The organism is Acinetobacter sp. YH16040_T (assembly GCF_024605785.1).
In the GTDB taxonomy this organism is placed as follows: Bacteria; Pseudomonadota; Gammaproteobacteria; order Pseudomonadales; family Moraxellaceae; genus Acinetobacter; species Acinetobacter amyesii.
The window spans coordinates 1,579,820-1,604,509 of sequence record NZ_CP094541.1 but is presented as its reverse complement, the minus strand read 5'-3'; the positions used below and the strand labels follow the sequence as shown (position 1 = coordinate 1,604,509).

Annotated in this window: 18 protein-coding genes, 1 pseudogene and 1 riboswitch; of the genes and pseudogenes, 4 read left to right on the top strand and 15 right to left on the bottom strand. The window is 41.5% G+C overall.

Annotation, left to right across the window (positions count from 1 at the left end; translation table 11 throughout):
- Positions 1-22: 22 nt before the first annotated feature.
- From uca to MST16_RS07760, 6 genes are all read right to left on the bottom strand, one after another.
- Positions 23-3,628: an urea carboxylase gene (gene uca / locus MST16_RS07785; protein ID WP_180011702.1), complete on the bottom strand. Its 3,606-nt coding sequence runs from the start codon at positions 3,626-3,628 to the stop codon at positions 23-25.
- Between the two features lie 4 nt (positions 3,629-3,632).
- The gene (locus MST16_RS07780; RefSeq protein ID WP_180011705.1) at positions 3,633-4,295 is read right to left on the bottom strand and encodes an urea amidolyase associated protein UAAP2; all 663 of its coding nucleotides are present in this window, start codon (positions 4,293-4,295) and stop codon (positions 3,633-3,635) included.
- Positions 4,296-4,306: 11 nt separating this feature from the next.
- Positions 4,307-5,044, bottom strand: a complete 738-nt coding sequence (locus MST16_RS07775; RefSeq protein ID WP_180011707.1) for an urea amidolyase associated protein UAAP1 — start codon at positions 5,042-5,044, stop codon at positions 4,307-4,309.
- Positions 5,045-5,073: 29 nt separating this feature from the next.
- A riboswitch (guanidine-I (ykkC/yxkD leader) is annotated at positions 5,074-5,185 on the bottom strand.
- 277 nt (positions 5,186-5,462) lie between these two features.
- Positions 5,463-7,151 (bottom strand): tetratricopeptide repeat protein, encoded by a 1,689-nt coding sequence (locus MST16_RS07770; protein ID WP_180003668.1) that lies wholly within the window; start codon positions 7,149-7,151, stop codon positions 5,463-5,465.
- A 39-nt stretch (positions 7,152-7,190) separates the two neighbouring features.
- Positions 7,191-8,438 (bottom strand): NERD domain-containing protein, encoded by a 1,248-nt coding sequence (locus MST16_RS07765; RefSeq protein WP_180003670.1) that lies wholly within the window; start codon positions 8,436-8,438, stop codon positions 7,191-7,193.
- 176 nt (positions 8,439-8,614) lie between these two features.
- Positions 8,615-9,508, bottom strand: a complete 894-nt coding sequence (locus tag MST16_RS07760; protein ID WP_078190935.1) for a LysR substrate-binding domain-containing protein — start codon at positions 9,506-9,508, stop codon at positions 8,615-8,617.
- 190 nt (positions 9,509-9,698) lie between these two features.
- Here MST16_RS07760 and MST16_RS07755 point away from each other — a divergent pair, with 190 nt between their 5' ends.
- A complete protein-coding gene (locus MST16_RS07755; RefSeq protein WP_180011709.1) occupies positions 9,699-10,400 on the top strand; it encodes an HAD family phosphatase in 702 nt (233 codons plus the stop codon).
- Positions 10,401-10,489: 89 nt separating this feature from the next.
- Here MST16_RS07755 and MST16_RS07750 read toward each other — a convergent pair whose 3' ends face one another.
- The 4 genes from MST16_RS07750 to MST16_RS07735 all read right to left on the bottom strand — a co-directional run bounded on the left by MST16_RS07750 (position 10,490) and on the right by MST16_RS07735 (position 15,713).
- Positions 10,490-10,807 carry a hypothetical protein gene (locus tag MST16_RS07750; protein WP_373683449.1) on the bottom strand — a complete coding sequence of 106 codons (318 nt, stop codon included), beginning with the start codon at positions 10,805-10,807 and terminating at the stop codon, positions 10,490-10,492.
- 223 nt (positions 10,808-11,030) lie between these two features.
- The gene (locus tag MST16_RS07745) at positions 11,031-12,530 is read right to left on the bottom strand and encodes a succinate CoA transferase (RefSeq protein WP_180008859.1); all 1,500 of its coding nucleotides are present in this window, start codon (positions 12,528-12,530) and stop codon (positions 11,031-11,033) included.
- Positions 12,531-12,663: 133 nt separating this feature from the next.
- Positions 12,664-13,833: a thiolase family protein gene (locus MST16_RS07740; protein ID WP_180008861.1), complete on the bottom strand. Its 1,170-nt coding sequence runs from the start codon at positions 13,831-13,833 to the stop codon at positions 12,664-12,666.
- A gap of 101 nt (positions 13,834-13,934) precedes the next feature.
- Entirely contained in the window at positions 13,935-15,713 is a 1,779-nt protein-coding gene (locus tag MST16_RS07735) for an acyl-CoA dehydrogenase C-terminal domain-containing protein (protein ID WP_180011711.1), read from the bottom strand.
- A gap of 605 nt (positions 15,714-16,318) precedes the next feature.
- Between MST16_RS07735 and MST16_RS07730 the strand changes: the two genes are divergently transcribed.
- Complete coding sequence (locus MST16_RS07730; protein ID WP_078190941.1) at positions 16,319-16,924, top strand: TetR/AcrR family transcriptional regulator; 606 nt, start codon at positions 16,319-16,321, stop codon at positions 16,922-16,924.
- 68 nt (positions 16,925-16,992) lie between these two features.
- Here the strand turns inward: MST16_RS07730 and MST16_RS07725 are convergent, their stop codons facing one another.
- The 5 genes and pseudogenes from MST16_RS07725 to cysK form a co-directional block, all read right to left on the bottom strand.
- The gene (locus MST16_RS07725; protein WP_180003680.1) at positions 16,993-17,187 is read right to left on the bottom strand and encodes a heavy-metal-associated domain-containing protein; all 195 of its coding nucleotides are present in this window, start codon (positions 17,185-17,187) and stop codon (positions 16,993-16,995) included.
- 66 nt (positions 17,188-17,253) lie between these two features.
- Positions 17,254-17,673 (bottom strand): Cu(I)-responsive transcriptional regulator, encoded by a 420-nt coding sequence (cueR, locus tag MST16_RS07720; RefSeq protein ID WP_168377524.1) that lies wholly within the window; start codon positions 17,671-17,673, stop codon positions 17,254-17,256.
- A gap of 1 nt (position 17,674) precedes the next feature.
- Positions 17,675-20,092, bottom strand: coding sequence for a copper-translocating P-type ATPase (locus tag MST16_RS07715; RefSeq protein WP_373691631.1), 2,418 nt, complete (start codon positions 20,090-20,092; stop codon positions 17,675-17,677).
- 93 nt (positions 20,093-20,185) lie between these two features.
- Positions 20,186-20,293 (bottom strand): annotated as a pseudogene (locus tag MST16_RS17520) (cation transporter); the annotation flags it as partial.
- A gap of 625 nt (positions 20,294-20,918) precedes the next feature.
- Complete coding sequence (gene cysK, locus MST16_RS07710) at positions 20,919-21,917, bottom strand: cysteine synthase A (RefSeq protein WP_180011715.1); 999 nt, start codon at positions 21,915-21,917, stop codon at positions 20,919-20,921.
- A gap of 282 nt (positions 21,918-22,199) precedes the next feature.
- Here cysK and MST16_RS07705 point away from each other — a divergent pair, with 282 nt between their 5' ends.
- Both MST16_RS07705 and MST16_RS07700 read left to right on the top strand, forming a co-directional pair.
- On the top strand, positions 22,200-22,517 hold the full coding sequence (locus MST16_RS07705; protein ID WP_078193801.1) for a helix-turn-helix transcriptional regulator: 318 nt from the start codon (positions 22,200-22,202) through the stop codon (positions 22,515-22,517).
- A gap of 303 nt (positions 22,518-22,820) precedes the next feature.
- Positions 22,821-24,557: a SulP family inorganic anion transporter gene (locus MST16_RS07700; protein ID WP_180011717.1), complete on the top strand. Its 1,737-nt coding sequence runs from the start codon at positions 22,821-22,823 to the stop codon at positions 24,555-24,557.
- Positions 24,558-24,690 lie beyond the last annotated feature (133 nt).

The window sequence follows — 24,690 nt, the reverse complement described above, 5'->3', positions numbered from 1 at the left end:
GCGGTCTTTTTTTCCTATATCATCAAGCCACAGGCGCCAAGGTAAACAACACCTGCCCCGTTTTCACCGTCTGCCCTTTTTCAATGGTAATTTCAGAAACCTTCATACGTTCAGGCGCAATAATGGGGATCTCAATTTTCATCGCTTCAATCACAGCAAGTGTTGCACCTTCTTCAACAATATCACCTGACTTGCATTCAATTTTCCAAATACTGCCCGGCATGTGCGATTCCACTGCACAGCCACCATCAGGTATTTGAATATCGCTATCATCAGTTACAGCATCTAAACTTTCAGAAATATACTCTGCAAGCCCTGCTTCATGCCAACGGCGACGTTCTTCATCAAAATTGGCTTGTTGGACATATTTAAATGCTGAGATAGATTCGGCATTTTCAGTCAAAAAGTCATTGTATTCTTTTAGGTTCAGCACACCTTCTTCTACACGCAGTTTTAAGCGACCTGCTTTAAAGTCCTCACGCATTTGCATAAGTTCAGACTCAGAAACTTCATAAAACTTAATTTGATCAAAAAAGCGTAATAACCACGGCATACCTTGCTCAAAGTCAGGGTTTTTACGGTAACGAGACCACATTTGCGTAGTACGACCCACAAATTGATAGCCCCCCGGACCTTCCATCCCATAGACACACATATATGCACCGCCAATACCGACAGCATTTTCAGGTGTCCATGTCCGTGCAGGATTGTATTTCGTCGTCACTAAACGCTGGCGAGGATCAAGAGGTGTTGCCACAGGTGCGCCTAAATACACATCGCCCAAACCCATGACCAAATAACTCGCGTCATAAACCACATCTTTGACCGCTTGTTTGTCTTTTAAACCATTAATACGACGGATAAACTCAATATTGTCAGGACACCACGGTGCATCTGGACGCACGGTTTGCATATAGCGTTCCGTTGCCAATTGCGTTTGCGAATCTTCCCAAGCGAGTGGCAGATATACGGTACGTGATGGGACTTGCATTTCAGTCACATCAGGCAGTTCAGCTTCAGCGACTTGTAATAAACGCAGTAAATCAATTTGATTAAGTTTGATTGAATCAAAATGGATTTGTAGCGAACGTATTCCCGGTGTCAGGTCAATAATGCCGGCAATATTTTGCTTTTGAACCCATTGCATTAAGGCATGAATACGGAAACGTAAGTTCAGATCTAGCACCAACTCGCCATATTCCACCAACATGTAATTATTGCCAGCAGGACGATACACTACATCAGGCGCACCATTTTCACCTTTTAAGGTAGCGAGAACTGCATTTTTCAGTGTTGATAGCTCAGGATAGAACGACTCATCAAATGCCACCGCTTCTGTATCTAAAGCTTCTAATTGCACATGATATTTTTCATTTAAAAGTTTCGCTTGATGATAACTCACAGGTATAAATTTGACTTTGTCTCCTGCTTTCAATTGACCGAGTTTCCAAAGCTCAGAATTAATCACCACGGCAGGACAAACAAAGCCTCCTAAACTTGGACCATCTGGACCCAAGATAATCGGCATATCACCCGTGAAATCAATCGCACCAATCGCGTATGCATTGTCATGAATATTGGATGGATGCAGACCGGCTTCACCGCCATCCTCACGTGCCCATTCAGGTTTCGGACCAATCAAACGAATACCGGTACGGCTTGAGTTAAAGTGAATCTCAAAAGTATTGGCAAAGAAAGTATCAATGTCATTTTTGGTGAAGAAATCAGGCGCACCATGTGGGCCATACATCACCGCAATTTCCCATTCATGGCTAAATGACGGCACTTGTTCAGGCGCAAGCGCTGTCACTTGTACAGATGTAAATGCCGTGATTGGCAACATATCTCCAATCAATAAATTACGACCGGCATGACCACCAAACTGACCCAAGGTGAAGGTTGCTTGTGAGCCGAGATATTCAGGTACATTTAAACCGCCTTTAATACCAATATAGGTACGGCAACCTGTCGCAATTTTGCCACATTTGAGCACCTGACCTTTACGCACATTCACGGTTTGCCACATTGGCACAGACATACCATCAAGGGTTGATGGCATATCACCACCGGCAAGCACGATTTGACTGTCACAATGGAATTTTAAACTTGGCCCTTGTAGCGTACATTCCAAGCCTGCGGTATTAAATGTATTACCTAATAATTGGTTAGCCACATTTAAAGACAATGGATCAATCGCACCTGATGGAGGCACCCCGACATCCCAATAACCCAAACGACCTGTCACATCTTGCACAGAAGTTTGAATGCCTGATTGCAACACTTCAATTTTTTGGGTTTTCCACTCAAATGTATTTAAGAATCGTGTGGTTTGCGTACCAGCTTTAAATACATCGCAGTCGATAATATTTTGTAGATATTCAAGATTGGTTTCGATACCTGCAACCGATGTTTTGCCGAGTGTTTCGGTCATTGCAGCAATTGCCAAGTCTCGATCATCCGCTGTCACAATGATTTTCGCAATCATCGGGTCATAAAATGATGAGACATTTGAACCCGTTTCAACCCAAGTTTCATTACGTGCATTCGCATCAAAATCAACATGCGTTAAAAGCCCTGCACTCGGTTGGAAGTTTTTGATTGGGTCTTCAGCATATAAACGCACTTGAATTGAATGACCTTTCGATTCAAGTTGTTCTGTTGGGGCAATCCAATCGCCACTGCCTAAAGTAACCATCCATTCCACAAGATCTACACCAAAGACTTGCTCCGTCACGCCATGTTCAACTTGCAGGCGGGTATTCACTTCTAAGAAATAGAATTCTTGTGTGTCGGTATCCATCACAAATTCTACTGTGCCTGCCGAACGGTAATTCACCGACTGCATCAACCCAATCGCAACCGATTGAATATAGGCACGTTGATCATCATTGATATGCGGTGCTGGGGTTTCCTCAATCACTTTTTGGTTTCGGCGCTGCACCGAACAATCACGCTCACCGAGTGCTAAAACTAAGCCATTGCCATCACCAAAAATCTGCACTTCGATATGACGGGCATTTTGTACGAATTTTTCGAGGTACAAGCCTGCATCTTTAAAGTTGGCTTGGGCAAGATATGAAACCGTAGAATAAGCATCTTTCAACTCTTCTTCATTCCACACCAAACGCATACCAATACCGCCACCGCCTGCGGTACTTTTCAGCATCACAGGATAACCAATACGTTTAGCTTCCGTTAAGGCTTCGGCTTCATCTGCCAAAAGCTGACTGCCCGGAAGAAGTGGTACATTGGCTTGAATTGCAAGTTCACGTGCAATATGTTTTAAGCCAAATGATTTCATTTGTGCCGAATTTGGCCCTAAAAATACTATGCCTTGAGCTTCACAGAGATCACAAAATTCTGCATTTTCAGACAAGAAACCATAGCCCGGATGAATCGCTTCTGCACCTGTTTGTTTTGCGACTTCTAAAATTTTATCGACATTTAAATAGCTTTGGCTGGCAGGACTATCACCAATAAATACTGCTTCATCCGCCAAGGTCACATGCAAAGAATCACGGTCTGCTTCGGAATACACAGCAACAGATTGAATGCCTAATTTTTTGAGTGTACGGATCACTCGACACGCGATTGCACCACGGTTGGCAATGAGGACTTTATTGAACATGGTATTACTCCTCACCGTCACGGATGATCAATTGAATTTTTGTTGGGTTATAGGCATTACATGGGTTATTCAGTTGCGGACAATTGGAAATGAGGACAATGAGATCCATTTCAGCTTTAATTTCAACATATTTACCCGGTGCAGAAATACCGTCATCAAACTTTAGATGACCATCCGCAGTCACAGGTACATTCATAAAGAAGTTAATATTTGGACCGATGTGACGCACGTTTAGGCCGTGTTTTTTGGCAATTGGATGCTGAGACAGTGCAATCATGAAATTGTTACGGCAACTATGCATTGGATAATTGTCATGTGCATAACGAACCGTGTTACTTTCACATGAACAAGCACCGCCTAAAGTGTCATGGCGACCGCAATTATCATCATGAATGGTGGCAATTTTGTTGCCAAAGTTGGTGTATAAGGGTGTACCTTTTTCTAAATAGATTTGTTGATTAATCGCTAAGGTATCGGTTGCGCTATAACGCTCTTCAGGGTTTGATGTCGAGATAAAGAGCGTATCCACCGCTTGGTTGCCTTCTAAATCCACAATACGGAAATATTGTCCTTTTTTGACTTCGCACATCCATGCTTCACCGGCAGAACATACTTCGCTTAACACTGATTTTTCAGAATGTTGTGTTGGATTTACTAATGCAGTCATGATCATTCCCCTCAAGCCGTTAAAGCGTAATAGCGTTTATTATTTTGAAAAGCACGTTGATTTTGCGGACATGAATCTCGGCAAACGTCGCTATCGCCTAAAGGTAGTGCTTTAAACAGTGAAAGTTGAATATCTGCAGGTGCATACACTGTGCTGTTATCCAAGCCATGCGGTGCGGCAGATAGAAAGACTAAACAATCCATTTCAAAGCGAAGTTCAATAATTTGATTTGTATTGTTCGATGCAACATAACTTAAGTTGCCATTGTCATCAGGTTGAACTTTAGAGAATAAATTTAAGGTACTGCTCAGGTCGGTTGCAGATAAACCAAATTTGGTCATTTCAAGCAGCAAGCTATCCTTACCACTGCGGTACATATCGTTACGGGCATCTTGGAAAGTTTTTGAACCAAATTGTTGTTCGATTTGTTCTGCTGTACTTGGTGCACAAAAAGCATCATTCCAAGCGTGATCATCTTTCACAATAGAAACCATAGCACGACCTAAATCTGATGCCAAAATATGACCCGTACTTAAATATGCCGTATGCTGCCCTTTAAGGCTGTCTGGCATGTTGTAGCGCTCAAGCTTATCTTCACTATTTACACAGTACAGCGCCACATTGGCATTTTGCCCTAGCGATTTAAGCTGTAATACTGCCCCACGCTGAATACGCGCTGACCAGTGGTGTCCACCCGGTAAAAGTTCAGTCCATAGTGCTTTATCGTCATGATAATGTGTTGTGCTCATTGCAGCCTCTGCCTAATTCTTAACTGTTTACCTCCCGGGCTTTTATCCCTCCGTGCAGCTTTGCTTTGAATTAAAACGAAGCCGTGAACTCTCGGTCGCGGTCATACATAGAAATGTATCGGAACCCTAGATCACTTTATGATATAAGTAGAAAAGCAAAGGCTATGCCAAAACAGTAATACGATTTATATAACTGGTAATACTGCTAATTCGGGAAGTTTGGCAAAGAATCAAAAGAGGCCTGAAACTTTCAGGTGCAGAAAATGCGCTTTGCCTGCAAAATGCACCAAAATAAACAGATGCGCCAACAGGCAAACAGAAATGAAAAAAGCCCAGATAGCATCTGAGCGCTTATATATGGTAAGGAAACCGCTTATTCAGCTTGATCTTTCGGTGAGGAAGTCTTCAGTAATCCGCGTTATTTACGGTCTGCATCTTTGAACCGGTTGATCCATCTTACTGCAGGGGGAAATCCGCTTGCTGCGGCTTGACGGTAATAGCTTGCAGCCAGCGCCGGATTTTTTTCGACCCCCATGCCCTCATAATAGGTCATCGCTAATTCATGCTGCGCTTCTGGAACACGTTGAGCGGCTGCCGCTTCAAAATAAGCCAGCGCTAATTTATGACTAGCAAACAGACTGCTGTCAGATGCGTCCTTCGCAGCCGGTACATATTCACGTGAATAGAGCCAGCCTAACTTATAAATGGCATGGGCATTTCCTTGCGCAGCTGCTGCTTTAAATAGCTTTTCCGCTTCTGCATAATCTTGCTGCAAATATTTAAAACCTTCGGATCTAAATATCGCCAGCTTATACTGCGCCGATGCGCTTCCGCGCTGCGCTTGCTCGGTCAGCTTTTGTATGCCTGCTTCTGTATAATCTTCCTCAGTCAATTGATCCCTCGGCTGTGTCTTTACCCAGCGCTGAAAGGCTTCAGGCCCTATATTTTCTTCTGGATTGAACCAGCCGGGTATATCAATCGTGTGTCCAGAGAGCAGCGCGGCATAATTCATGGCGCGGCTGTCCCCTTTGCGCGCTGCGCTCTCAAACAGCGGAAGCGCTTTTGCTCTGCTGACCGCGTCATTTTGATCGAGATACAATCGGGCTAAACCAAACTCAGCCAAAGTAAAGCCTTGAGCGATAGAAGCCTGATACAGCTGCACTGCCTGCTGCAGGTCTGTTTTTACACCCAGCCCGGTTTCATATTTTTTAGCCATATTGAATTGGGCAGCCGGATGCTTTAATTTCAAAGCCAAAGCAAAATAATGATTAGCCAAATCACGATTTAAAGCTACCCGCGTAGCGGTATTTTCCAAGCGCTTTGAATCGGTTAAAGAGGATCTGTAATGCTTAATCGCCTTGTAATAACCCGGATCAAAATTTTTAGCTATGAACTCGCCGGAACCGTCATACAGCACAGCTAAATTATTCATCGCTTCAGGCAGCTGCTGTTTTGCAGCTTGCTCAAACCAATAGAGCGCCTGCTGTGAATTTTTTTCAGTTCCAAATCCGATCGCATACATATAGCCCAAATCATTTTGCGCTATGGCGCGGCCTTGCTTGGCGCGTTCCAAATTCCGCTGCAGCATTTGCGGCGCCTCTGTTTTAACTGCAGTCAGGTAATAGCCGAATGCAGAAGGCAAGTACATTTCAACGCCAATGCCTTGCTCAGACATTACCCCCAAGTTGTAGTGCGCATCTGAAAGGCCTGTTTGGGCAGCTTTGCCGAATAATTCATAGGCTTTTAAAGTATCCTTTTTTACCCCCATGCCGCGAAGATACATCTTGCCTAAATTATTTTGCGCTTTTGGATTGTTTTTTGCTGCGGCTGCATTGGTCCATTCATAGGCCTGACGCAGATCTTTTTGAACAAAATCTCCTTGCAGATACATTTGCCCCAGATTGACCTGTGATGGTGTATGGCCTTCTTTTGCCCATTGTGTCAGCTGGTTGATATAAGGCTTCTGTTTGCCGGATGGCGCATTTTTCAGCTCATCCATCGTCTGATCAAACTGCCCCTGTGAAGGCAAAGCATAGACCGCTGCCGGCGCGGCTAAAACCAGCATACTGATCGCAAGCGGAATGATTTTCTTTGAAAATATGTGCATTTTTAGTGATACATCCTGTAATTCAAATTTATGCAGGCTTTAGTAGCTCGAATCTCTTAAGCGTGAATCAAGGTCATCAGCCTGTATTTTTTCTTCCGCTGCGGCGGATGGCGTTCTCGCTTCTTCTGCGCGGGGCGCCGGATTTGCGCGTGTTTCAGCAATAACCGGCGGCGGATTCTGCTCTCCGCGCTTCGGCTGCAGTATTTGTTCTGCTGCCGGCTGCTGCTTCGGTTTTTGCACCGCAGGTTCGATCAATTGGACCGCTGGCGCGGGCCGTTCTGCTTCCGGCCGCTCAAGGCTTCTCGGGCGGTTTTCCCAAAAATCATCCTGCTGCTGTGTCCGCTTCGCCGGCTTTTCATCCGACCATTTCAGTTCTGCCTGAGGCTGGTCTGAGGATGCGTCCGTTTCTGCACGGCCCCGAGTGTCCGCGGTGCTTTGATGCAAAGTTTCACTGACAGCGCTTTCGGTTTTTTTGCTCATCATTTGGATGAAAATATTCCCGATTTTTTGCCATGCGGCTGGAATAAGCAGCAGTGATGCAAGAAACACTATCGGCCAAAATTTACTCAGCGCCGGCTGCCGGCTGCTGCGCGGGGGCTTTATTTGCGCCGGCCGCTTTTTCACCTGCAGCGGCGCTGCTGTATCCGGCACAGCTTTAGGCGTTAAATATGCATGCGCAACAGCATCAACCGGCGGTTTTGGCTGCCATTCATAGGGCATTAAGTTCATTTTGCCCATCAGTTCGGACACCCACTGCTGCTCTAAGCGGATACCAGCGCTTTTTTTAGCCGCAAAATATGCGCTGCAATGCGCGATATCCGTAATGCCCATCCACTTCCGGGTTTTTTCACTCAGCTGATCTTCGACATCTGTTAATGCCGTAAACACCGTGACGGCGCCGATATGCCCCAGTTCACAGCGGCTGAAAGCCGGTTCATTGCTTAAAAAATTCAGCAGGGAAAATTTATTATTGCGCAGCTGGCGGTAAGGGTTGAACTGATTGCCGCCTTTGACTTCAATCAATTCGTTATTATGATTCAGCAGCTTCCAAGGGCCGTTCTCACCGGCTGTCAGTGCGCCGGTATAGCTTTTAAAGTCGCCCACTATAATTGAAAAAGGGCTAAAACAGACAAAATCTACATCCTGCCCATTCCACATGGCGTTATAAACGATATAAATCCATTTTTCTGGACCATCCCAGTCCAGCTGCAGCTGTGATAAAAAATTCTGAAGCATGCGCTCTTCATGGGCATGATCGGCTTGATTCCCATAAAAGCAGTAAATCATAAACAGTGAACCCCTAAACCCCAAAAAGTAATAAATAATTGTAAAATGCAAAGCTAAAACAGCATCTTATTATGCATATTTCTTATAAATAAGAAAAGTTTAAATCAATACAGTAAATAAGCTTGCCTGCCTGCAGCCGGAGCGGAGTAGGCAGCAAACAGAATTCGCCGGCGCAGCTATTTCACTAAGATTTCATGGAACATATGACGCAGCCATTGATGGCTGGTTTTATGATGGCAGGACATATGCCAATATTGCTTCACGCCATAGGTTGGAAATGCAATCGGTGCGTCAAATATTTTTAAGTTGCCGCGCGAAAGCAATACTTCACTCAAGTAGTACGGCACAGTAGCAATCGCATCAGTGTCTTGCACAACCAAGCCCACACCTAAATAACTAGGTAATCGCATCAAAATATCACGTTTTAAATCAAGGTTAAGCAACTCATTTTCAATATGGTAGTGCCCCATCCCAGCATCAATATCAATATGCGACTCTGATAAATATTGCTCAGTTGTAATGGTGTCACCCGTTAATCGTGGATGATCCTTAGCTGCAATCACCACATAATATTGCTCAAACAGTTTTTGCTGATAAAAGCCGCTTTCCAAATGCGGTAAAAACCCCAGTGCTAAATCAATTTCACCATTCGCCATCTGATAACTGGTTTCAGTGGTAATCGGGCGTACATTCAGACGTATTTGTGGCGCGTGTTTTTTTAGATATTGGCTGATTTTGGGCAATAAAACCAAATGCGAAACATCGGTCATGGCCAAAGTAAATTGTTGATCTGAAATGGCTTGATCAAAATTAATCGTAAAATTATTAATAGCTTCGACTTTACTCAAGGCTTCGCTGACTAAAGGAAATAATTGACGCGATAACTCCGTAGGCACCATTTCATTGCCGATACGTAAAAATAAGGGGTCGTTATAATGCTGTCGTATTTTATTTAAAATATTACTGACTGTAGGCTGACTCATCTGCAAGTGTTCAGCAGCTTGCGACACATTTTTGTACTTATAAACATGAAAAAAAATGCTAAGAAGTTTACAGTCCAATTCAAACACGAAAGATTTAGTCCCTAATTAAATATTGCAAGTTATGCTGTGCATCATCTGCTGAATTATACAAAAAGCCAATAACGAAATATTACTTTTATTGCAGATGAAACGCCAGTTTAGCCTGCTCAGTTGCATTTGGCTTTTCAACACTCCAATCAGTCCGCATAATAGATACAGCTCGAATTTGGATATAAACATGCTTCAAGGAAAAAAACTGGTTTGTTTTGATTTAGATGGCACACTTATTGACTCTGTTGGCGTGTGGAATCAGGTCGACGCAGATTTGATTCAACAGTTAACTGGACAAACCATCCAACTGGGTTTAATTCAACGTGAACGTGACATTCAGCTGCAATTATTTAAAAACACACCAGACCCTTACTTAATGTACTGTAACTATCTAAAAGATACTTATAATATTGAACAACACACAGCAGATCAAATCAAACAGCAACGATATGCCATTTCACAGCATTTTTTAGAACATATCATCTTGCTTAAACCACATGCAGCATTATTTGTTCAACAGCTCATTCAGCAAGGCATTCAAGTGGCAATTACCACCACGACTAGCCTGCAAAATATTTATCGATATCAAAAAAATATCAACATTTATCCAAAGCTGCATTTTGAAAATAGCTTTGATCTGATCCTGACCCGTGAAAATGTCAAAAATATTAAGCCGCATCCAGAAGTCTATTTACTGGCGATTCAACATTTTGCCGTTCAACCTGAAGAATGTTTAATTTTTGAAGATTCACTCATTGGTGTAGAAGCCGCAAATGCCGCAGGTATTGAAGTGGTTGCCGTGTATGATGCATATTCAGAACACGAAATTGAGCAAATCAAAAATAAAGCGGATTATTTTATCCATGATTTCTCTTCGGTTTTGAACTAAGTTAAAGCAAAAAACATTCGCTTTAAAGTTAAAAAAGCAGCCCAATTTAGAGGCTGCTTTTGATATTTTTGCATCAATAGATAATTGATCTATTTTACTTTTTTATAAATGGATCCAGACCCGACTAAATTTCCTGTTTTTTCGTCAATTGCAAATTCAACAGCACCTGTACCAGAGTTTACAGCGAGTAAACCAGATTCAGCCACAGATGCAGGTACTGGATTTTTCTTTTCAGATTTACCACTTTGTTTATCTTTTAAAGTATTGGTAATGAAATAGTTTTCACCATTTTTACTAATAATCAGCGCATTTTCAAGTTGCGGATCTACTGCGGTATTTTGCCATGTTCCTGCATAATCGGGCGCTGGGCTTTGTTTACATGCAGTGAGGAGAGCTGCGAGCAACATCGCAGAAAATAATTGAATCTTTTTCAAAATACTGACCTTCTTTGTCAATGAATTTTGCATTATAGAAAGCCTTAAATCGAACTTAAGAGCGTTCGTGTTGTGCAAAAGTTGCAAACCAAGTCCTGCTGTTTTTCTTTTGTCATGTTTTGAAACATTTGTAGTCTTTCATAATAAATAAGCCCACTTGATCGTGGGCTTATTTAAATATTTTCAATCTTTAGATTTATACGATTTGACGCATTGAACCTGTTTCTTCAAAAGTGGCATGCCAAGACAAGGCCTCTTTTAAAATATGCGGCGTTTGACCACCACGCTCACATGCACGTTCAAAGTAGCTCAACAATGCTGCGCGATAATCTGGATGCGCACAGATTTCAATGACTTTACGTGCACGCTCACGTGGTGAAAGACCACGTAAATCTGCCAAGCCCTGCTCTGTAACCACGATATCAACGTCATGGTCAGTATGGTCGGTATGACTCACCATTGGGACTACAGATGAAATCGCACCGCCTTTTGCAATCGACTTGGTTACGAAAATGGCAATGTGCGCATGACGAGTAAAGTCTCCAGAACCACCAATACCATTCATCATTTTGGTACCCGTCACATGGGTCGAATTTACGTTTCCGTAAATATCAAACTCAAGCGCCGTATTAATCGCGATAATGCCTAAACGTCGAATGATTTCAGGGTTATTGGATAGCTCTTGTGGACGTAACACAATTTTGTCTTTGTACTGATCAAAATTGTTCATCACGCGCTGTGCGCAAGGCTCAGACAACGTCATTGAACAGCCTGAAGCAAATTTCATTTTTCCAGAATCAATTAGCTGGAAAGTACAGTCTTGTAGTACTTCTGAATACATTTCCAAATCATGAAAATTAGAATGCTCAAAACCTGCGAATACAGCATTGGCAATCGAACCCACACCTGACTGTAGCGGGCCTAAATTTTCAGGCAAACGCCCTGCTGCCACTTCACCTTCAAAGAAATCAATCAGGTGCTGAGCAATCGCTAGGGTTTCAGCATCAGGTTCATCCATTTTAAACTGGGTATCTGGCAGATCATTCAACACAATAGCTGAAATCTTATCGGGGCTGACATTGATCCCAATTGTACCAATACGTTCACCGACCTGAGTCAGTGGAATTGGCCCACGGTTTGGTCGCGCTTTCGGAACATATATATCATGTACACCTTCGAGCACTGGGTTAATCGTGTTATCAATTTCAATAATTACATGATCTGCCATTTCAATGAAATTTGCTGAGTTACCACATGAACCTGTCGGAATAATTTGACCATCTTCGGTAATTGCAGTCGCTGCAATAACTGCCACATTAATGCGCGGTAAATTATGATGACGAATATTATCGGCCATTTCAGACAAGTGTTGGTCAATATACATGACCTCGCCAGCGTTGATGGCTTTACGTAAACCTGGATCTGCCTGATACGGATAACGACGTTCTATCGCATGTGCCGCATTGAGACGACCATCGATACTATTTCCTAAACTAGCACCCGTTGCCAAAGTGATACGAAGAGGATGTGAAACTGCATGATCTGCAAGCGCCAAAGGAACCGTCTTTGCCTCACCTGCACCACCAAAACCACTTAAACCAACCACTGAACCATCTTGAATTAACTCAATCGCTTTTTCAGCAGACATCACTTTGTCGCGAAGGGAGAGTAAGCGAATGCGATCTAAACCATTCATAATTAAATCTCAAAAAATAAATATCTCAAAATAAACATCTTTTTTCGCCATCCCAGCGAACTGAGATAGCGTTTGTTATTGCTTATCTAAAAACGTACTTATCTAAAAGCTTACTTATATAAATTGAGGCAAATTAAATCAGTTCAACCGCAATTGCAGTTGCTTCACCGCCACCAATACACAGTGCTGCGACACCTTTTTTACCGCCAGTGCGTTTTAAGGCATGAATCAGCGTCACAATAATACGTGAACCTGATGAACCTAGTGGGTGACCAAGTGAGCAAGCACCACCATGAATGTTCACTTTTGCTTCATCTAAGTTAAATCCATCAATCGCCAGCATTGTAACCATAGCAAATGCTTCATTGACTTCCCACAGGTCAACCTCTTGTGCATCCCAACCCGCTTGTGCAAGCACTTTCTCAATAGCACCGACTGGAGCAATCGTGAACTCTGACGGATGCTGTGAATTTGTGGCATAAGCAACGACTTTTGCTAGTGGTTTTAAACCACGTGCTTGAGCCGTTTCTTCTGATGTAACCACCAAAGCAGATGCACCGTCAGAAATTGAGCTGGCATTGGCAGCTGTGATCGTGCCGTCTTTTTTGAATGCAGGACGCAGTGTTGGGATTTTTTCAGGCTTAGCACTTAATGGCTGTTCATCTGTGTCAACAACGACGTCACCTTTACGGCTTTTAACAGTAACTGGCACGATTTCATTTTTGAAGAAACCGCCTTGAATCGCGGCAACGGCTTTATTGAGTGAGTTGATGGCAAAAGCATCTTGCTGTTCACGGGTATAGCCTTTTTTATCTGCCATATCTTGTGCCAGAATACCCATCGATAAACCTGTCTCAGCATCTTCTAAGCCTTCTTGGAACATGTGATCTGTGGTTTTACCATGACCCATACGATAGCCTGAACGCGCTTTTTCAAGTAAATATGGCGCATTTGACATCGACTCCATACCACCAGCAACCACAATATTAGCAGAACCGGCTTTAATCGCATCAGCTGCTTGCATCACCGCCTTCATGCCTGAACCACAAATTTTATTAATCGTGGTGGCACCCGTTGTATCTGGTAAGCCTGCTTGACGCATCGCTTGGCGTGCAGGACCTTGTTTAAGACCAGCCGGTAATACACAGCCAAAAATAACTTCGTCAATATCTGTAGGTTCTAAACCTGCACGTGCAACAACAGCCTGAATCGCTGCAGCACCTAAGTCTGGGGCTGTACAAGATGAAAGTGAACCCTGAAAACCACCCATCGCTGTACGTACGCCATCTACAATTACAATCATTTCTTATTTCATCCTGTTTTAAATCTTTTAACCCCAAGGAACCATGACTGGTTCCTCAGATTTTCCATCTTAATGTTTTTCACAGTGGTTTCGATGAAACCTTAAGATTGAGCGGTGAAGTATTCTTCAGATAGCTGCATGATAAGTTCAGAACCTGCTTTAATGCGTTGAGCACGGGCAGCAAGGTCAGGTAGAACTTTCTCAACATAGAAATCTGCGAGTACCAGTTTGTTTTGGAAGAAGCTCTCTGGTTTTGCAGCAGCAGCTTTGCTAATACGCGCAAACATATACACAAAGCTGAGTAAACCAACAGCGTGCAGGTAATCGACTGCCACCGAACTGCTAAAGTCTGGGGTGGTCTTAGATTGTTCAATAATGAATTGCGTTAATGCTTCAACTTCGTCAGAAACTTGCAATGCTGCAGATTTAACTTTTGAATCAGCCATGGTTGCAGCAAAGTCACGAATTTCAGCAATGTATTCGGCAATAAATGCACCATTACATTTCGTGGTTTTGCGTCCAATTAAATCAATCGCTTGTACGCCATTTGTGCCTTCGTAAATCTGTGAAATACGTAAGTCACGAATGCATTGCTCCATACCCCATTCACGGATATAGCCATGACCACCAAAGCACATTTGCGCTTCTAAAGTAGCTTGTAGGGCTGTATCTGTTAGGTAGGCTTTTGCAATAGGTGTCAATAAAGCCACGCGGTCATTGGCTTTTTTCACAGCAGCTTCATCAGTTGAATATTTTGTAATATCCAGTTGCTGACCAACATACACAGCAAATGCACGAGATGCTTCGTTGTTGGCGCGTACATTCAACAACATACGACGTACATCACCATGTACCAAAATAGAGTCTGCTGGTTTTTCAGGAGATTTCACACCTGTCGCAGAACGACCTTGTAGACGATCAGTCGCATACTGTGCAGCATTTTGGTAAGCAAATTCTGCAGCACCAATCCCTTGGATACCCATCGATAAACGTTCATAGTTCATCATGACAAACATCGCCGCAAGACCTTCGTTTTCTTTACCAACGATATAACCTTTGGCGCCATCAAAGTTCATGACACACGTTGCAGAACCTTTAATACCCATCTTGTGTTCAATTGAACCCGCTGAAACAGCATTGCGTTCACCGACTGAGCCATCGGCATTGACATGGAATTTTGGAACGATAAACAATGAAATACCACGTGAACCCGCAGGTGCATTTGGCGTTTTTGCTAACACAAGATGGATGATGTTTTCACACAGATCATGTTCACCACTGGTGATGAAAATTTTCGTGCCTGTAATGTTAAATGAACCATCTTCATTCGGCTCTGCTTTGGTTTTAATGATCCCCAAATCAGTCCCTGAATGTGGTTCAGTTAAACACATAGTGCCTGACCATTCACCCGTATAAAATTTTGGAAGATAGGTTTCTTTTTGCTCTTGCGAAGCACGGTCATTAATCGCCATACCTGCACCCACAGTCAGTAGTGGATACAACATAAATGATGGATTGGTACTCCAAATCATTTCGTCAGCAAGTACCGTCAACATTTTCGGCATGTTTTGGCCGCCCCATTCTTCAGAAGCGCCTAAACCAACCCAACCACCTTCGGCGAATTGTTTAAAAGCGTCTTTAAACCCTGTAGGCGTAGTAACAACACCATTACTAAACTGCGCACCACCTTCTTCATCGGCTGTACGGTTCAAGTCTAGAATAACGTTTTTAGAAAACTTAGCCATTTCTTCTAAAATAGCATTTGCAGTCGCCATATCAATATGAGCTAAGTTTTCATTTGACTGCCAGAACTCATCTGCATTGAATACATCATTTAAGATGAAGTCCATGTCCTTTAACGGCGCATTGTATATTGGCATTGTACTTTCCTTTTCTACAGGCTTTGTCAGCGTCTTTGACAAAGTACTTTTTTAAAGTTGCACGCTCCCGCACAAAATCATCAAATCAATTTTGTGTGGATTTTTTAAAGATCTGTTTTTTCAGATAGATATCTAAAAAGAATATAGATAATGTGTTTTTACCGACAAGTGAAAAATAACCACCTGATATTTTGAGCAGCATTATTTTATTACACTTAAATAAATTTATTGAGTTGACTAAATTTATAATTGGTAATTGATTAAAACCAAACATAATAGTACCCATAATCATGTTTAATTTAGGTTGTATTAATAACATAACAACCAAGACCGTTTTGTTAAATGCTGCTTTTGTTGTAAAAGCGAAAAGACAATAAATTAAAAAAAATAAAAATGGAATTTTATTTCAAAAAAATGACCTCAAGGGTTCAGTTTTATTGACATTAATTTTATGCTATGAATTCTATATGCTTTACGCACTCTACTAATGTGTTTATTTTTAAACCAATTTATGTAATATTTGAGACCATAGTGGAATGTAAGATTCACAAGATTTAGCTTAAGCTAGGCTTGTTCACCCTCAAGCTGTTTATGGAACAGGTATCATGAGTTCAGTACGCCAACAAAATTTTATCCTTCGCAAGGAAAAAATTTTAGCCATGGCAGAAACCCTGCTATTAGATAATAATCAAGACATCACCTTAAGTGAGTTAGCTTGTGAACTAGATATTGCCAAAGGCACGATTTATAAACATTTTAAAAGTAAAAACCAATTATATTTAGAACTGATTATCTTAAATGAAAAACGATTATTAGAAATTTCAAAAAAATATAATCATGATATTAAAACTTATGTTTCACAATATATGCTTTATAATATGTTGAATTCTAATAGAACTATATTATTACATGTCATTGAAGAACGCTTAACTAATAATGAACGTAAATTAAAAGAGTTATTTGAAGAGCTCTATCGTGTTCGTGAAGAACGTATTATTGAAATTAAGGATATGACCAGTGATTATTTAAAATCACTTGAAAGCGCAATGTCGATTCGTGATTATTTATCCTATATTTGGACGGTCACTTATGGTGCGTCCCTACTCCTCAATTCAACGCATTATCAAAAATCAATCGGTTCACGTGAACGTTTAATCAAGCTATATATTAATCAGGCGCTGATGACGCCAGATAAAATTTCAGCCGTATAAAATTGATTTATAAATAAAAAAATCCGAACAATTGTTCGGCTTTTTTTATACATTAGACAATATCTAAGTTATGCAATCACAGGTGGGAAACCATCTTCGGTTAAAGCGCTAATCAATTGCTCTGCACTGGCACTGGATTCAACCTCAACTAATTTAGTGGCTACATCAATAGTGACCGTTGCATTTTCATCTAAGTCTTTAATCGTTGCTGTCACGCTACGTGCGCAACCACCACATGTCATATTATCAATACGAAATTTCATGCTGTTCATCCTTCTTTTCTAATAACAACACTATAAACCTTGCCACGATTGTAAGGTCAAGCGGGTTTAAATCTTTGCTGTATGGCAGCACTCAGCCATGCCCGTTTCGATTTGATTTAAAATCGTACAATCGGCTTGATCATTACCGGCACAGCCATCGACGGACTGTTGCAAGATCTCAACCATGGCCTGTAAGTCTGCGATTTTTTGATTTAAGGTCTGGATATGTTTTAACGCCAATGATTTAACTTCAACACTTTGCCGACTTTGATTTTTCCAAAGTCCAAGTAAATCTTTCATTTGTTCAGAAGAAAAACCTAAATCACGTGCATGTCTCAAGAAACTCAAGGTTTTAATATCGGCTTCCGAGTAAATTCGATAGCCTGCATCGGTGCGCTGCGCATTATTTAACAGCCCAATCGATTCATAATAGCGGATCATTTTTGCAGAAATGCCCGATGCTTTCGCTGCTTGTCCAATATTCATCTCAAGACTCCTGAAAAACTGGCCCTTTAAATGCTTTTAAACGTAAGGCATTCGACACAACAAACACCGATGAAAGTGCCATTGCACCTGCTGCGAACATAGGTGAAAGTAGTATGCCAAAGAATGGATATAACACACCTGTAGCGACAGGAATCAATGCTGCATTGTAAATAAATGCCCAAAATAGGTTTTGGCGAATATTATTCATCGTCGCTGTGCTCAGTGCGATTGCTGTCGGCACCATTTGTAAATTACCCGACATAAGCACAACGTCCGCGGCCTCTATCGCCACATCTGTCCCTGTACCAATCGCCATGCCCACATCTGCTTGCGCAAGTGCAGGCGCATCATTAATACCATCGCCAACAAAACATACAACACCATGTTCTTTTTGCAACTGTTGTACAGATTGCACTTTTTGATCTGGCATCACTTCAGCAATCACATGATCAATTTTCAACTGTCGTGCTATGGCAGTGGCAGTGTGTCGGTTGTCGCCTGTAATCATGGCCACTTTCAGCCCTAAATCATGCAAAGCTTGAATGGCTGCGAAGGTTGTGGCTTTGATCGGGTCGGCTACAGCAACAATGGCAGCAAGCTGTTGATCGATCGATACATATAGCGGGGTTTTCCCTTCATTGCCCATGCGTTCTGCCAGTGCTGAAAAGATTTGTGTTTCTAAACCAAGTTTATGCATCAAATGATCTGCACCAATATAAATGCTTTGTCCTTCAACAACCGCCTGAATCCCAGCACCAGTCACGGAATCAAACTGTTCAACTTCTAAAAGTTGCACTTGCATCTCTTTCGCAGCTTGTACAATGGCATAGGCAATCGGATGTTCAGATTTCTGCTCTACAGAGGCCAATAACTGAAATACGCGATCTTTATCAAAAGCTTCAGTGACTTCAAAATCTGTCAGTTTCGGTTTACCTTCCGTCAATGTCCCTGTTTTATCGACTGCAACCACTTGAGTATTTTTGAGTTGTTGTAAGGCTTCACCTTTACGGAACAATACTCCAAGCTCTGCACCTCGCCCTGTACCGACCATGATAGATGTTGGCGTTGCCAAACCCATTGCACATGGACATGCGATGATCAGTACTGCTACAGCATTGACTAAGGCATAGGTTAAACTCGGTTCAGGTCCAACTACATACCAAACTAAAAAGGTGATCAACGCCAACGCCATTACCACCGGTACAAACCATAACGTGACTTTATCCACCAAAGCTTGAATCGGTAATTTTGAACCCTGAGCCTGTTCGACCATATGGATAATTTGTGCCAAAACAGAATCTTGACCTACCGCAGTGGCTTGTATTTTCAATGCCCCATTTTGGTTAATCGTTCCACCGACAACTTGATCACCGGCTTTTTTCTCGACAGGAATTGGCTCGCCACTGATCATGGATTCATCAATATAACTGTTCCCAGACACTACAGCACCATCGACTGGGCAACGTTCACCAGGCCGTATTTCAATCAACATACCTGTTTCAACATCACTAATCGGCAAATCTATATAGCTACTAGATTGCTCAACACGTGCTGTTTTGGGTTGCATGCCGACTAAGTATTGAATAGCTTGCGAGGTTTTACCTTTGGCTTTCGCCTCCATAAAACGACCCAAAAGAATCAACGCCACAATTACTGCGGCTGCTTCAAAGTACACATGAACGGTACCTTGCGGTAATAATTGCGGAGCAAACGTGGCAACACAAGAAAAACTATAAGCAGATAAAGTCCCGACTGCGACCAAAGAATTCATATCTGGGGCAAGTCGCGCAAGTGCTGGTATGCCGTGCTGATAAAAGCGTCTTCCGGGTAGGATTAACACCAAAGTGGTTAATATAAACTGAATATACCAACTATTTTGTGTCCCTAAATTATGCGCAATAAAATGATGAAAAGCTGGAATCATGTGTGATCCCATCTCCAAGATAAAAACAGGAACAGCGAGTACCAATGCGATGATTAAATCACGTTTGAGCAACCGAGCTTCATCGGCTTTTTTTTCTGCCATTGTCGGTTGTAGTTGTGTAGCAACGGTCGCACTGTATCCCGCTTTTTTAACTGCCGCGATCAATTCCTGTGTTTTTGAAACTGGCGCCTGAACAAAGGCTTTTTCACTGGCTAAATTTACCGTTGCTTTATTGACACCGTCTACAGCGTTTAAGGCTTTTTCAACCCGTGCCACACATGAAGCACAGGTCATTCCATCAATATTTAATTCAATATTGGGCTGTGCAATATGAAAACCTGCTTTTTCTACAGACTTCGCCAATGCAGAATTTTCAACAGATGCCAATGCCGTAATCGTGGCTTTTTCAGTTGCCAAATTCACTTTTGCATCGATGACTTCTGGAACTTTCTTTAATGCTTTTTCAACACGTGCAACACACGATGCGCAAGTCATCCCTTCAATTTCAAGCTCAATCTGCTTCTGTGCAACACCAAAACCGGCCTTTTCAACAGCCTGAATCACAGCAGGATAATCCACACTTTTATCGCTCTGAACATGTGCTGTTTCAGTGGCTAAATTCACTTGAGCATCAGTGATGCCATCGACTTTTTTTAAGGCTTTTTCCACCCGTGCCACACAAGAAGCACAGGTCATCCCTTCAATAGCAAGTGTGCCATCAAAAAGTTTGCGTTCTGTCGAATCTGTCATGGCAAAATCCCAATCATATGTGCTTGTTTTAGGCTATAGCTTAAACTTTACCACAATGGGAAGGTCAAGTTTTTCTGACTCACAGCAAGGCTTTTCTTTAAGGTATAAAGAATTGCGAAGATTTAAAAACATAATCAATAATATTGAATAATGATTATTCAATTAGTTTGTTTTTCTGATATTAAAACCACACATTTCCTCATTATTCAGTAAGATAGAGATTCGTGACCACCAAACGAATTACTCTCTTTCGTATGTACAAACTGTCGAACATTTGCTTTAACTGCGCATATTTATGTGCTTTTTTATTTTTAATTTTAAGTTGGAGTCTAGATCATATTGATGTTTGGCTCACTCAAGTGGTTATCCCTGCTGTCACGATATGCATACTCTTAGGCTTCCTGTTTAAATACATCGCTCGAAAGTTAGGACATGAACCACCTAAAAGAAAAATTAAACAACAAAATGCCAAAAACGATGATCAAGACGCGGCTTAAGACAAGTATAAATAACAAAATCATCAATAAAAAAGCCCATTCAAATGAACGGGCTTTTTTTCATGTCAGACCTATTAGTCAGCACTAATATCTTCAAATAAAACTGACGAAAGATAACGTTCACCACCATCCGGTAAAATGACCACAATAGTTTTGCCTGCATTCTCAGGACGCGCAGCAAGTTTTGCCGCCGCAGCCATAGCAGCACCGCTAGAGATACCCACTAAAATACCGTCATGAGTAGCCGTTTTACGTGCCCATTCGATCGCTTCAGCACTTTCAATACCGATCACTTCATCAACAAGGTCTAGATCCAAGTTACCCGGAATAAAGTTAGCGCCAATTCCCTGAATTTTGTGTGGCCCAGGAGTCAGTGTTTCGCCTTTTTTCGCTTGGGCAATAATCGGAGATTCAGCCGGTTCAACCGCAACAGAATAAAGTGGCTGATTTTTCACTTTTTCAAAATAGCTTGAAATGCCTGAAATCGTACCGCCTGTACCTACACCTGAAACTAAAATATCCACTTTACCACCGGTCGCTTCCCAAATTTCTGGGCCAGTGGTCAATTCATGAATTTTAGGGTTTGCAGGGTTTTCAAACTGTTGTGGTAAATAATACGTTTCAGGATGTTCGGCAACGAGGCGCTGTGCTTCTTCGACCGCACCTCTCATGCCTTTAGCAGGTTCAGTCAATACGAGATTTGCACCAAAAGACTTCAACACCTTACGGCGTTCGATACTCATACTTGCTGGCATGGTTAATGTAATTGCATAACCTTTCGCTGCTGCAACAAATGCTAAAGCAATCCCTGTATTACCACTTGTAGGTTCTACAATATGCATACCCGGTTTTAATAAGCCTTTTTCTTCTGCATCTGCAATGAGAGCTGCACCTACACGACATTTCACTGAAAATGCTGGGTTACGGCTTTCAACTTTAGCCAAGACCGTTGCTTCTGACTGAATCGCACGATTAATACGAACTAAAGGTGTATTACCAATCGCTTCAGCGTTATTACTATATACTGCGATACCTAAATTACTCGTTGCTGGAAAAGCTGAATCTGTTGTCATGACTATTTATCCCTTGTGTATTTATTGAATACGATCTTTAGATGATACAATTATTTTCAAAGTGTGCATGATGTTTTAAGCTAATGTCTTATATTTATGTGCATTTTGTGAAAGCTTGCACTAAAATCAAGCAATAAATTTAACTGATTAACTAAATTTAAACTTATAAAAATTAATGATATTTGATTTCATAAAAAACCATAGAAATTGTCTTATTTATTCAATGTATTAAGCCGTGATATCCGTATACTTGAGCTGTTGTTAATCGTATGGACATATCCAATGAATACCGATCTGGAAATCACTACTATGCGTGATTCTGCCGAATTAGTCGTGGGCGTTTTAAAGTCGCTGGCAAATACGGATCGTCTACTAATTTTATGTCATCTAGCACAGCAAGAATTGAATGTGTCTCAGATTGAAGAAATCACTGATATTAAACAGCCAACCCTCTCACAACAACTGATGATGTTACGCAAAAGTGATGTTGTGACCACGCGTCGTGATGGAAAGCAAATTTATTATTCAATTAAAGATGCAAATTTAGTTCAAGTTCTCAATACTCTTTACCAATTGTATTGCAACCAATCTTATAAATAACACTCAGTTATTTTAAAATTTCAAGCCAGACATGCTGTTCTTGCACCACTATAGATGAATTATCGCAATGGGCAGCAATTCAATATCTCAATTTACCCTCCAAACTTCTTCAAAATATCTATATTTATATCGAATATCCAAAGCTTTAAATCAGCTCATACTTTTCATTAATTCATTTAAAATGATGGCTTCTTAAATATCCCCTTAAATTTCCTGCAATGTTGTACGCTCAAAATTTATTGCACAAGACTTCTTAGCATTTTTTATGCATAATATATATGAAATTGTGATTTAGATAAGTTTATGTCAGATTTAAAACCTCATTTCTTACAGAAATTTCCTGCTTGGCAGTGGTTACAGCACTACAGCACTGTGAAATTTAAATCTGATGTACTTGCTTCGCTAATCGTGATTGCCATGTTAGTCCCTCAAGGTATGGCGTATTCCATGCTGGCAGGTTTACCCCCAATCATGGGTTTATATGCCAGTATTTTACCTATGATTGTCTACGCCCTCATTGGTGGAAGTTCAACCTTATCTATAGGCCCTGTGGCAATCATTTCGATGATGACCTTCGCCACGCTCAATCCGCTATTTGAAGTTGGTTCGCCTGTTTATATTGAAGCCGCTACACTTTTGGCCTTAATGGTCGGGCTGATTTCTCTGCTGCTAGGTGTACTACGTTTTGGTTTTTTAATTCAGCTGATCAGTCATCCTGTCATTAAAAGCTTCATTATTGCCTCGGCTCTGCTCATTGCGCTCGGTCAGTTTAAGTTTCTTGTCGATGTCCCGCTAAAAGCCAACAACATCCCTGAGTTTGTTTTAAGTCTGTGGGAATACCTGAGTTTAACTCACTTTGCTTCACTCATCTTTGGTGTGCTGGCCATACTGTTTTTAATCTATGTACCAAAAATGTTGGCCACTCAATCGATCCAATCTCGATTCGGCTCTACTGCCTTTCTAAGTAAAGCACTTCCATTGATACTAGTGGTGATCTCAATTGCATCGGTGATGTTATTTGACCTGCAAAATGTCGGTATTAAAACCGTCGGTGAAATTCCTTCAGGTTTTCCACCCTTAAGCTTTCCACATTGGAACTGGGAACTGGTACAAACCTTACTGCCCGGTGCAACAATGATTGCAATGATTAGTTTTGTTGAGTCACTGTCTATCGCCCAAGCTACTGCCTTACAACAACGAAGCCAACTTAATAGTAACCAAGAGTTGATCGCTCTAGGTTTAGCCAATCTAAGCGCTGGGGTTAGCTCTGCCTTTCCTGTGACGGGTAGCTTATCTCGTACAGTGGTTAATGCAGATGCAGGTGCAAAAACCCCGATGGCAGGTGTGTTGTCGTCATTGCTGATTATCGTTGTCAGTCTCTACTTCACTGGTTGTTTCCAAGACTTACCTTTAGTCATCTTGGCGGCCACAATTATTGTTTCCATTTGGAAATTAGTCGACTTTAAACCTTTTGTGGATACATGGCGTTATTCAAAAGCTGACGGGATTGCGATGTGGGTGACCTTTTTCGGTGTGGTGTGTATCGATATTTCTACAGGTCTCATTATTGGCATCATTTCTACCTTTATTCTGTTGTTATGGCGCATCAGTCGTCCACATATTGCGGTGATCGGTTTAGTCGAGGGCACACAGCACTTCCGCAATGTACAGCGCCATCATGTCTATACCGCACCACATATTCTCTCGCTCCGTATAGATGAAAATATCTCGTTTTTAAATGCCAATACGCTTAAAGGTTTCCTGATCAATGAAGTCAGTGAAAATATTGATCTAGAGCATGTTGTTATCAATTGCTCAAGCGTCAGTTCAATTGACTTAAGTGCCTTAGAAATGTTGGAAGAGTTAAATGCTGAATTATCAAAATTAGATATTCGACTGCATTTTTCCGAGGTCAAAGGCCCTGTCATGGACAAATTGCAGCACTCAAAATTACTCACGCATTTGAGTGGTCAAATTTTTCTCACCCACTATCAAGCCGTTACTGAGCTTGCGACAGCCAGTTCTGAGTACCAAATTTAAAGGCCTATTAGCTCACTGTTTAATCAATGCGAATTTGATAAACAGTGAGTTTTGAAGGGTTTACATTTTAATACACAAAAATAGATTATAAAAAACAAAGTTTTATTTTTAAATTAAATTATTTTTTAAGCAT